This window comes from Bradyrhizobium sp. CAR08 (assembly GCF_052871955.1).
The window spans coordinates 359,904-369,994 of the sequence record NZ_JBIXJX010000007.1; the positions used below are offsets into that span (position 1 = coordinate 359,904).

A 10,091-nucleotide genomic window follows, 5' to 3' on the forward strand; every position below is an offset into this window, starting at 1 on the left:
GGGGTCCTCACGCGATCTTCTTGTGCGCCTGAGATTGCGGCGTGGCGTTCGCCGCCTGTGTCAGCGTCCGCACGATGGCGCGGCGTGCGAGCTCGACCTTGAAGCCGTTATGTGAGCGGGCCGTTGCTCCCTGGAGCAAGAGATCCGCGGCGTGCGAGAAGTGATCGGGCGTTGCGGCCTGGCCGCGCAACGTAGCTTCGGCCTCGAGGCTGCGCCAAGGCTTGTGAGCCACGCCGCCGACCGCCACGCGTGCCCCGCTGATCGCGTTGCCCTCCAATTCGAGCGCGGCGGCAACCGAGACCAAAGCAAAAGCATAAGACATCCGGTCGCGAATTTTTAGATAGCTGTAGTTTTGAGCAAAGCCGCGCGGCGGAAGCTCAATCCCGGTGATGATCTCGCCGGTGCCGAGATTGGTATCGACATGAGGCTTGTCGCCGGGCAGCCGATGGAGATCGGTCAGCGCGATGGTGCGTTCGCCGGAGGGACCCGCGATGTGCACGAGCGCATCGAGCGCGGCGAGCGCCACGCTCATGTCGGATGGATTGGTCGCGATGCAGGCGGCGCTCGTGCCCAGGATCCCATGGTTGCGGTTCAGCCCGTCCATTGCCGAGCAGCCGCTGCCGGGATGTCGCTTGTTGCACGGCGTGGCCGTGTCATAGAAATAAGCGCAGCGCGTTCGTTGCATCAGATTGCCGCCGACCGATGCCATGTTGCGCAGTTGCGCCGAGGCGCCGGCCAGGATGGCGCTGGCGAGCAGGGGATAGCGCTGCTCGATCAATGGATGATAGGCGAGGTCCGAGTTCGGCACCAAGGCGCCGATGCGCAAGGACCCGTCGGGCGTCTCTTCGACCTTGCGGAGCGGCAGGCGGGAAATGTCGATCAGCCGGGAGGGGCGCTCGACATTCTCTTTCATCAGGTCGATCAGATTGGTGCCGCCGGCAATCAGTTTGGCGCCGGGACCGGCGGCGAGCAAGCGGATGGCGTCGGCGACATCAGTGGCTCGAGCGTACTGGAAGTTGTTCATGGCTGGCCCATTGCCTGCTGGATGGCGGCGACGATGTTTGGATAGGCGCCGCAGCGGCAAAGGTTTCCGCTCATCAGCTCCCGGATCTCGTCGGTATCTTTGGCACGGCCTTCGGCGAGCAGTCCGGCCGCCGAGCATATCTGTCCCGGCGTGCAATAGCCGCACTGGAAGGCGTCATGGTCGATGAACGCCTGTTGCAGGGGATGCAGCGCGCCATCCTTGGCAAGACCTTCGACAGTCGTGATCTCCGCGCCGTCCTTCATGACGGCGAGCGTGAGACAGGAATTGACGCGCCGGCCGTCCACCAGCACCGTGCAGGCGCCGCACTGACCATGGTCGCAGCCCTTCTTGGTGCCGCTCAGTGCAAGATGGTCCCGCAAGGCATCGAGCAACGTGGTCCATGGCACGAGATCGAGCGTGTGACTGACGCCGTTGACGACAAGATGGATCGGAATGCGTTCGGAAATCTGATGCGTGACATCGCCCATGTCCTGCTCCCTGCGACGGCGACCGTGCCGGACGTCAGCCGTGTTGACGCGGGGGCACGCCTCCGCCGGCCAATAGCGCCCAACGGACCACCGACCGGTTGGTTCCTTGCCAGCAGTTCGCCTTTCCGAGAGGTTGCGGTCAGCGCTTTGCTTCGCCGAACACCACATTCGGCACGGCGCGGTCGACAACTTCGCGCAGCGCGAAGCTCGATTGTACCCTCGCGACGCGCGGCAGGCGCGACAGCTCCATGCGGTGGATGCGCTCGAAATCCTGGATATCGCGGGCGAGCACGATCAGGATATAGTCGTCGGTCCCCGACATCAGGAAGCAGCGCACGACGGACGGGCATTTCACCACCTCCGCCTCGAACGCCTTCAGCGCCTCATCGCTCTGGCTTTCCAGCGCGATACGGACCAGCACCGTGGTGGTGAGGCCGAACTGCGCGAGGTCGAGCGTGGCCTGATAGCCCTGGATATAGCCGTCGTCTTGCAGCGCCTTCTGCCGCCGGGCGAGCGCGGTGCTTGATAGCCCGACCTTGTGCGCGAGCTCGGTGTGACTGGCCCGCGCGTTGGTCGTGAGCTCCGCGAGGATGGCGAGATCTTTCCTGTCGAGGGCCAAGGTTTCGTTTCCAGCGTGAAAGGGCGTTTGCGCGCCGGAAACCGGCGCAGGGAGGCCAAAGCTAGCGGATATTTGCACGAAACCAAACAGGGCACGTCGCTACGATCATGAGGTGAATCACAAGGAGGCCCGGGATGCGCGTCGGTGTGCCCAAGGAAATCAAAGTGCAGGAATATCGCGTCGGGCTCACCCCGGGTGCGGTCCGCGAATATGTCGCCGCGGGGCACGAGGTGACGGTCGAGACCGGTGCGGGCGGCGGCATCGGCGCCTCCGACGAAGACTACCGGCGGGCAGGGGCCACCATTGCCGAGAGCGCGCGCGACATCTTCGCGAAGTCCGACATGATCGTGAAGGTGAAGGAGCCGCAGACAAGCGAGTGGCCCCAGCTCCGCGAAGGCCAGATCCTGTTTACTTACCTTCATCTTGCGCCGGATCCCGAACAGGCCAGGGGTTTGCTCGCCTCCGGCTGTACTGCGATCGCCTATGAAACCGTCACCGACGCGGCCGGTCACCTCCCCCTGCTTGCGCCGATGAGCGAAGTCGCCGGCCGCCTCGCTATCGAGGCCGCCGGCGCCGCGCTCAAGCGCTCCGCTGGCGGTCGCGGGCTGCTGCTGGGCGGTGTCCCTGGCGTGCAGCCGGCGCGGGTCGTCGTGCTCGGCGGCGGCGTGGTGGGAACGCAAGCCGCGCGCATGGCCGCGGGCCTTGGCGCCGAAGTCACCGTGATCGACCGCTCCATTCCAAGGTTGCGGGAGCTTGATGATCTCTTTGTCGGACGCGTGCGCACCCGCTTCTCCACCATCGAGTCGGTCGAGGAGGAGGTGTTCGCCGCCGACGTCGTGATCGGCGCGGTACTGGTGCCGGGCGCGAGTGCGCCCAAGCTCGTCACGCGTGCGATGCTGACATCGATGCGCCCAGGCGCCGTGCTGGTCGACGTCGCGATCGATCAGGGCGGCTGCTTCGAGACCTCGCACCCGACCACGCATGCCGATCCGACCTATCTTGTCGACGGCATCGTGCATTATTGCGTGGCCAATATGCCCGGCGCGGTGCCGGTGACGTCGAGCCAGGCGCTGAACAACGCGACGCTGCCGTTCGGCTTGATGCTCGCGAACAAGGGGTTTGCTGCTGTGCTGGAAAATCCACATCTGCGCAACGGACTGAATGTGCATCGCGGCCGTATCACCAACAAGGCGGTGGCGGAGAGCCTCGGGCTGGAGTTCGCTCCGGTGGAGAGCGGGCTAGCGGCGTAGCGTTGCTGCTCATGCCGGCTTGCGATGGCGGCTGCCGAGAGCTGCCTCGATCGTCCCGGGCTTCTCGATGCGTTCGATCAACATGTCGATGCGGTCGCCGCCCCAAAACAGCTCGCCGTTGAACACCATGGTCGGCACGCCGAACACGCCGAGCACTTCGGCCTCGTCGATGATGCGGTCATGCTCGGCGCGTGCGGGGCCATGGACGTAGGCTTCGAACTCGCTGGCCGAGCCACCGCAGGACGTGATGACGTCCGTGATTGCGGCGAGATCGTCGATCTCGAGCTCATGGCTCCAGAACCGACGAAACACCGTGTCGTGATACGGATGGAAGAAGCGGTGCTGTTGGGCGAACAGCATGCCGACGCTGGAATAGAACGCGTCGTAGATCCGCCTAGGCCCTTTCATGACGAGCCCTTGCGCATTGGCATAGCGCCGGGCGTCCATATAGGCGTAGCGCACCTTGCGCCAGAAATGCGGCGTGCGCTCTTCCACGGTCCCCATGAATTCGGCAACGCGCAGCGTATAGGGCAGCCATTCGAGCTCGACGCCGTGCGTCTCCTGCAGTTCGAATAGGCGCTTGTTGGCCACGAACGCGTAGGGGCTCTTATAGTCGGTGTAGACGCGCACGCGGGGGTTTGGCATTGGCAGATTCCTTTCCTACGCGCGGCGCTACCTGCTAGCCGTGGCGCCGGTGTCCAAATAGGCCGGAAGAAGAAAACTATTGCTCCGGGACCGTCCGGCGAAAGGAGTTTCCCCTCCGGCAGGCAAAAAAGCCAATCGCTTCCATTGCTGTTTGGGGCCGAAACGACGACATTTCTGTGAGAAATTGATGGATTGACTGCCATGGAACGCACCAGGTTTGAACCTTTCGGCGAGCAATTGGTGTCCGCAACGGACACCCAGCCGCGCTCGCGCGGGTCAAAGCTGCTGCTGCGGGTCGGCACCGGGCTGTTCTGGTCGCTGGTCGCCGGTATCGTGCTGGCGCGCGCGGCCTTCTTCGAGCCCGGCGTCTATGACGGCTTCAGCCGCGTCGCCTCGCTGGCCAAGAGCCTGATCTTCTAAGGCGCGCCTGATCTTCCAACGGGCGCCTGATCTTCCGAGCCAGATTATTCCGGATTGAGGATAGAACTTCCCTCGGCCCTGATATGTCGAAAACTTATTCCCCAATCGGATGGCGCTGCGTATAAATCCTTCTCCTTGGGGAGAGATTTGTGTCGCAGAATCAAGCATCCAGCCCGGCCGACGCCAAGCGGACCACGGCCATCAGCCGCATCGTCGCGCTGATTCCCGGGATCCTCCTCTGCATCGCCGTGGCCGGCGTTTCGGCCCTGCTCGAACGGGCGGAATTGGGCATCTTCGAACATCCCTATGTCGAGGCGCTGGTGATGGCGATCTTGCTCGGCATGGCTGTGCGCAGCTTTTGGAAGCCCGCGCCGCGCTGGCAGTCCGGCATCGCCTTCAGCGCCAAGCAGCTGCTCGAAGTCGCCGTCATGCTGCTGGGGGCCTCGATCAGCTTCGCTGCTATCGCGGCGTCCGGCGTCGCGCTGTTGGCCTCGATCGCGGCCGTCGTTGTGGTCGCGCTCTGCGTTTCCTTCGGCATCAGCCGGCTGCTTGGTCTCTCGACGCGGCTCTCGATCCTGATCGCCTGCGGAAACTCGATCTGCGGCAATTCGGCGATTGCGGCGGTGGCGCCGATCATCGGCGCCAACAATGACGAGATCGCATCCTCCATCTCCTTCACCGCGATCCTCGGCGTGATGATGGTGCTCGGCCTGCCGCTGCTGATTCCGCTGCTGCAGCTATCGGCTACGCAATACGGCATCCTTGCAGGCCTCACTGTCTATGCCGTGCCGCAGGTGCTGGCTGCGACGGTGCCGGCGGGACTCGTCTCGACGCAGATCGGCACGCTCGTCAAGCTGATGCGCGTGCTGATGCTCGGGCCGGTGGTCGTCGGCCTCTCGCTGACGGCGTCGCGCTGGCACAACGATGCCAAGAAGACCAATGTCGGCTTCTTCCGCCTGGTCCCGTGGTTCATCCTCGGCTTCCTTGCGCTGGCGACCTTGCGCTCGCTCGAGATCGTGCCGTCCACGGTGATTGCCCCGATCACGCGGATCACGGGTTTTCTCACGGTGGTATCGATGGCCGCGCTTGGCCTCGGCGTCGATGTGAAGGTGCTTGCCAATGTCGGGGGACGGGTGACGGCGGCCGTGACCTTGTCGCTACTGCTGCTGCTCGGCATTAGCATCGCGCTGGTGCACTGGTTCAAGTAAGGCAAGCTGCTGCGCATACTCCACTTCCTTCTCCCACAAGGGGAGAAGGAAGTCAGCGCGCAAGTCGAAGATCCCTAAATCACATCCGCGAGCGAATGCCCGTGCAGCTCGATGTTCAGCCCCTGCATGCCCATGTCGTTGAGCTCGCCGCCCATCGCCTTGATGCTCTCCTCGCGGATCAGCGACATCAGTCCGCGGCGCAATGCCAGGAATTCCGACGACATCATCATCGACTGCTGCCGCGGCCGCTCCAGCGGGATCGGAATCTCCGCCTTGATCGAGCCGGGGCGTGCGGTCATGCAGTAGACACGGTCGGACAGGAAGATCGCCTCGTCGATGTCGTGGGTGACGAACAGCACCGAGATCTTCAGCCGCTGCCACATGTTGGTGAGGATCTGCTGCATGATGACCCGGGTCTGCGCGTCGAGCGCGCCGAAGGGTTCGTCGAGCAGCAACACTTTGGGTCCCGTCGCGAGCGCGCGGACGATGCCAACGCGCTGCTTCATGCCACCTGAGAGTTTCTCGGGGTAATGCTTTTCGAAGGCTTCGAGGCCCGCGAGTCCCAGCAGCGTGCGGGCGGCGCGCTCGCGCTGCGAGCGCGGCATGCCGCGCATCTTCAGGCCGAACTCGACGTTCTCCCGCACGGTCTTCCAGGGAAACAGCGAATATTGCTGAAACACCATGCCGCGCTCCGCGCTGGGGCCGTTCACCTTCTCGCCGTCGACGGTGACGATGCCCGTGGTCGGCTTGAGGAAGCCGGCAACCGCGTTGAGCAGCGTCGACTTTCCGCAGCCGGAGGGCCCGACGATCGAGACGAACTCGCCAGGCTTCACATGAATCTGCGTATCGGCGACGGCTTCGACCGGCCCCTCGATGCTGTCGTAGCTGAGGGAGAAGTTCTTGACCTCGATATGGCCCTGCGGTGCCTTGACAACGATCTCACTCATCTTGACCTCCACGGCATCACCAATTGTCCGGCGCCTCGGATCAACATGCTCGATCCGAGGCCAAGCACGCCGATCGCGATCATGCCGAGCGCGATGTCGGCATACTGGACCAGCGAATAGGCCTCCCAGGTGAAATAGCCGATGCCGTACTGTCCGGAGATCATCTCGGCAGCGATCAGCGACACCCAGGCCACGCCCATGCCGACGGTGAGGCCGGTGAAGATGTGCGGGAGCGAGGCCGGAAAATACACATCACGGAAGATCGAGCGCTCCCGCGCGCCGAGACATTGCGCGGCACGCACCAGCACGGGATCGACCAGCGACATGCCGTGCAGCGTGTTGACCAGGATCGGGAAGAACGATCCGAGGAACGTGATGTAGACGATGCTCTGCTCGTTGGTCGGCCACAGCATGATCGCCATCGGCACCCAGGCGATCGCCGGGATCGGCCGCAGCACCTCCGCCACGGGAAAGATGATCTCGTGGACGAGCTTGAAGCGGCCCATGATCAGGCCGAGCGGCACCGCGACGATCGCCGCGAGCGAGAAACCGAAGAAGATGCGGCGGCAGCTCAAGAGGACGTGCAGCAGGAATTTCGGATCGTGGATCGCCTTGGTGAAGCTCGCATAGACCGCGAGCGGCGAGGGCACGTTGGTGAAGCGCACGAAGAACACGACGCGATAGGTTGTCAGCAGATGCCAGACCAGCAAGAAGGCGAGCAGCGAGATGATGCCGATCGCGGTCGCGCGCAGCCCGCCCCGGTTGAGCCGGTACCAGCGCAGTGCGAGCGTGCCGAAGGAGGGTGGAGACGCGGGTGGCGTGGAGGCGGGCATGGCGCTTGCCTCCGCGATTGCACTTGCCGGCATGCTGTCCTCGGAATGTCTGAGGAGGGCGGGACTGCTCACGTCTTGCCCCCGCCGACCGCCGCCTTCACCGCGTCGTCGAAGCCGAGCACCTTGCCGCTGATCTTGGCGGCATAGGCTTCGGCGTCCTTCTTCAGCAGGAACGGCGCAACCTCACCATTGCCGACCGCGAAGAAAGCCTGGTCTGCGAACAGCTTGATGCCGCGGGTGGTATCGAAGACGTAGGCGACGTTGATCTTCCTGCCCTTGGCCTTGTAGTCGGCATAGGCGCCGAGCGTGCAGCTGGCTGACGAGAAGGGCACGATGCCTGAATCGTCGACCCAGACCTCGCCGGCCTTGCGCGGATCGGCGATCGGTTTCTTGCAGAAGGAATCGTCGCCGGAGATCTCGTAGTTCTTGGTGCTCGCAAGCTGCGCGTCATAGTCGAGCTTCATCTCGGCATAGGCTTTGCGGATGTAGCTGTCGTCGACCCATTTCTTCGGGTCGAACTCCTTCATCCGGCCGAGGTTCTGCAGCACCTTGACGTCGGCCGTGGCAGCGTCGATCAGCGCCGGCTTGATCGAGGGATCGGTCGTCATGTTGCCGCTGGGGCCGAGAAAGATATAGACGACCTCCTTGCTGATGCCGGTCCATTCCTGGATCTTCTCGGCGGCGAGCTTGGGATCGTCGCGCAGCCATTGATTGGCGGCGATCACCGCCTTGAAGTAGGCGACGACGACTTCGGGATATTTTTCGGCGAAATCGGTTCGCACCACGATGCCGTGGAAAGTCGGGAGATTGGTCTCGACGCCGTCGAAGATCTTTCGCGCAAAACCGCGGAACGGCAGCAACTCGGCGAACGGAACGAAGTCGGCATGCGCGTCGATCTTCTTCTCCTGGAGATTGGTCGAGCCGACCTCCGGACTCTGGCTCACCAGCTGGAAGAAATCCGATGCATAGCCGCGGTCCTGCATCGCCTTCAACACCATGCCGTGTGCGGCCGAGCCGAACGGCACGCTCACGAGCTTGCCCTTGAGATCGGCGAGATCGTAGTAGGGCGAATCCTTGTGAACGACGATGCCGTTGCCGGAGCCCGACAGGCTGTAGGCGGCGATGCCGATCAGCCGGCTCTTGCTCTCGGGATTGCTGTCAAAAGTGAAGCCGTTCACGATCAGCGGATAGTCGCCCATCATGCCGATCTGCAGCTTGTTGGCCATCATCGCGTTGGTGACGGGCGGGCCGGAGGTGAAGTTCTGCCACTCCAGCTCGAACTTGATGTTGGCGTATTTGCCGTCTTTCGGCAGATATTTTTCGAGGAGATGGAGCTGGCGGATGACGACGCCGGCGGTCACCGTGTTGGTCGTGGTGTCCTGCGTTCCGATGCCCAGCGTGACGGTTTCCGCCGCGGCCGGCTGCGCGAGGAGAAGCGCCAGCGACGTCACCGACATCGCGATCGAGAGCGTGGGAAGATGGCGGACCATTCTCATCCTCATTCGGTTGGATGTGCTGTGGTTGCCATGATTGGGTGAGGGCGTGGGCAGGGCAAATCCGGAATGAGCGCCACAGTCGATTAGTTGCCGGGAAAAGTTGATTGCATACTCCTTGGGCAGTCCTGCACTATTAAGCCGCTTGCATGGGCACCGGCCTGGTCGCAAGCTCGGTCAGTCGGCCGCCTGCCCTCGCATTTCTTCCAGCACGTCGGACCGGCAGACCACGATCTGCGAGCGCTTGGTCAGCACGATTCCCTTTTCCTGCATGCGCTTCAGGCTGATCGTGACCCATTGCCTGGTGGCACCGACCATGTGGGCGATATCGGCATGGGTGAAGGCGGCCGCGATCACCCGGCCGTCGGCGTCATCGACGCCATAGAGGTCGACGAGATGCAGCAACAGATGCGCAAGGCGCTGTGTGATCGAGCGCGTTCCCAACATCTGGGCCAGCGCCGAATAGCACTTGCCCTTGAAGGTCAGGCCTTCGATCAGGCCGATCGCGAGGTTCGGGATCTCGACCGCAAGGGATCGTAGCTCCTTTCCGGGCAGATGCACCACGCTGCAATTGCTGGATGCAACGCCGGACCATTGATGCACGGTGCCTTCGAACACTTCCGGCCCGCCGACGAAATTGCCGACATGCCAATAGGCCAGCGTGATCTCGCGGCCGAGCGGAGAGGTGTAGAACACCCGGATCCGGCCGCTCTCGATCAGCCAGATACCGTCATGCTTGCCACCCTGGCTGAACAGCGTCTGGCCACGGTTGAGCACTTTTCGGCGGCCCTGCTTCAGCACCAGCTCCCGCTCGCGCTGGCTGAGCTTGTCCATCAAGGGCGGCGGTCCGCCGATCCATTGCTGGTTCTCGGTGAGCAGCAGCGAGGAACCGCCGGTAGGCCGGACCGTTGCGGGAACCGTCCCGCGAACCACATTGGCCGCCGCCTGCAACATCATCTGCCTCCGGAACGTTCAAACCGTTCTAAAGAGGAGCAATGTCCGTGCCAGATTCACTCCGCTGTCATCGCCCGGCTTGATGTTTAGACCGGAGACATAGCTGACGCCTGTTCGGACACATCACTGACAGTTTGGCTGCGCGTCAAGTCGATTGATCCGACCTGCCAACTGGCAAAGAAGATTCCGTAGCGGCCGTCGCGGTCGAGC

Annotated in this window: 11 protein-coding genes and 1 pseudogene; 3 read left to right on the forward strand and 9 right to left on the reverse strand. The window is 63.3% G+C overall.

Annotated elements, in window-relative coordinates; genetic code table 11:
• Positions 1-7 precede the first annotated feature (7 nt).
• The 3 genes from ACIPUD_RS17590 to ACIPUD_RS17600 form a co-directional block, all read right to left on the reverse strand.
• On the reverse strand, positions 8-1,024 hold the full coding sequence (locus tag ACIPUD_RS17590; protein ID WP_018458601.1) for an FAD binding domain-containing protein: 1,017 nt from the start codon (positions 1,022-1,024) through the stop codon (positions 8-10).
• A complete protein-coding gene (locus tag ACIPUD_RS17595; protein ID WP_018458602.1) occupies positions 1,021-1,512 on the reverse strand; it encodes a (2Fe-2S)-binding protein in 492 nt (163 codons plus the stop codon). The genes ACIPUD_RS17590 and ACIPUD_RS17595 overlap by 4 nt, the downstream gene beginning before the upstream one ends.
• Before the next feature lie 139 nt (positions 1,513-1,651).
• Positions 1,652-2,131 carry an Lrp/AsnC family transcriptional regulator gene (locus tag ACIPUD_RS17600; RefSeq protein ID WP_018458603.1) on the reverse strand — a complete coding sequence of 160 codons (480 nt, stop codon included), beginning with the start codon at positions 2,129-2,131 and terminating at the stop codon, positions 1,652-1,654.
• A gap of 134 nt (positions 2,132-2,265) precedes the next feature.
• Here ACIPUD_RS17600 and ald point away from each other — a divergent pair, with 134 nt between their 5' ends.
• Entirely contained in the window at positions 2,266-3,381 is a 1,116-nt protein-coding gene (gene ald, locus ACIPUD_RS17605) for an alanine dehydrogenase (protein ID WP_247394461.1), read from the forward strand.
• Between the two features lie 9 nt (positions 3,382-3,390).
• Here the strand turns inward: ald and ACIPUD_RS17610 are convergent, their stop codons facing one another.
• Positions 3,391-4,026, reverse strand: a complete 636-nt coding sequence (locus ACIPUD_RS17610; protein WP_446481223.1) for a DsbA family protein — start codon at positions 4,024-4,026, stop codon at positions 3,391-3,393.
• Between the two features lie 201 nt (positions 4,027-4,227).
• Here ACIPUD_RS17610 and ACIPUD_RS17615 point away from each other — a divergent pair, with 201 nt between their 5' ends.
• Both ACIPUD_RS17615 and ACIPUD_RS17620 read left to right on the forward strand, forming a co-directional pair.
• Positions 4,228-4,446, forward strand: a complete 219-nt coding sequence (locus ACIPUD_RS17615; protein ID WP_007593267.1) for a hypothetical protein — start codon at positions 4,228-4,230, stop codon at positions 4,444-4,446.
• A 149-nt stretch (positions 4,447-4,595) separates the two neighbouring features.
• Positions 4,596-5,654: a YeiH family protein gene (locus ACIPUD_RS17620; protein WP_446481224.1), complete on the forward strand. Its 1,059-nt coding sequence runs from the start codon at positions 4,596-4,598 to the stop codon at positions 5,652-5,654.
• A 74-nt stretch (positions 5,655-5,728) separates the two neighbouring features.
• Here the strand turns inward: ACIPUD_RS17620 and ACIPUD_RS17625 are convergent, their stop codons facing one another.
• The 5 genes and pseudogenes from ACIPUD_RS17625 to ACIPUD_RS17645 form a co-directional block, all read right to left on the reverse strand.
• Entirely contained in the window at positions 5,729-6,601 is an 873-nt protein-coding gene (locus tag ACIPUD_RS17625) for an ABC transporter ATP-binding protein (protein WP_026233618.1), read from the reverse strand.
• Positions 6,598-7,506 carry an ABC transporter permease gene (locus ACIPUD_RS17630; protein WP_085352332.1) on the reverse strand — a complete coding sequence of 303 codons (909 nt, stop codon included), beginning with the start codon at positions 7,504-7,506 and terminating at the stop codon, positions 6,598-6,600. Before ACIPUD_RS17630 ends, ACIPUD_RS17625 begins: the two co-directional genes overlap by 4 nt.
• The gene (locus ACIPUD_RS17635) at positions 7,503-8,924 is read right to left on the reverse strand and encodes an ABC transporter substrate-binding protein (RefSeq protein WP_204510737.1); all 1,422 of its coding nucleotides are present in this window, start codon (positions 8,922-8,924) and stop codon (positions 7,503-7,505) included. Before ACIPUD_RS17635 ends, ACIPUD_RS17630 begins: the two co-directional genes overlap by 4 nt.
• 180 nt (positions 8,925-9,104) lie before the next feature.
• Positions 9,105-9,884 carry a Crp/Fnr family transcriptional regulator gene (locus ACIPUD_RS17640; protein WP_018458610.1) on the reverse strand — a complete coding sequence of 260 codons (780 nt, stop codon included), beginning with the start codon at positions 9,882-9,884 and terminating at the stop codon, positions 9,105-9,107.
• 83 nt (positions 9,885-9,967) lie between these two features.
• Positions 9,968-10,091, reverse strand: a pseudogene (locus ACIPUD_RS17645) (IS481 family transposase); the annotation flags it as partial.

Bases quoted from the DNA above. Each gene is read 5' to 3' on its own strand.
- ACIPUD_RS17590 (WP_018458601.1), bottom strand. From the start codon at position 1,024: ATGAACAACTTCCAGTACGCTCGAGCCACTGATGTCGCCGACGCCATC.
- ACIPUD_RS17595 (WP_018458602.1), bottom strand. From the start codon at position 1,512: ATGGGCGATGTCACGCATCAGATTTCCGAACGCATTCCGATCCATCTT.
- ald (WP_247394461.1), top strand. From the start codon at position 2,266: ATGCGCGTCGGTGTGCCCAAGGAAATCAAAGTGCAGGAATATCGCGTC.
- ACIPUD_RS17610 (WP_446481223.1), bottom strand. From the start codon at position 4,026: ATGCCAAACCCCCGCGTGCGCGTCTACACCGACTATAAGAGCCCCTAC.
- ACIPUD_RS17615 (WP_007593267.1), top strand. From the start codon at position 4,228: ATGGAACGCACCAGGTTTGAACCTTTCGGCGAGCAATTGGTGTCCGCA.
- ACIPUD_RS17625 (WP_026233618.1), bottom strand. From the start codon at position 6,601: ATGAGTGAGATCGTTGTCAAGGCACCGCAGGGCCATATCGAGGTCAAG.
- ACIPUD_RS17635 (WP_204510737.1), bottom strand. From the start codon at position 8,924: ATGGTCCGCCATCTTCCCACGCTCTCGATCGCGATGTCGGTGACGTCG.
- ACIPUD_RS17640 (WP_018458610.1), bottom strand. From the start codon at position 9,884: ATGATGTTGCAGGCGGCGGCCAATGTGGTTCGCGGGACGGTTCCCGCA.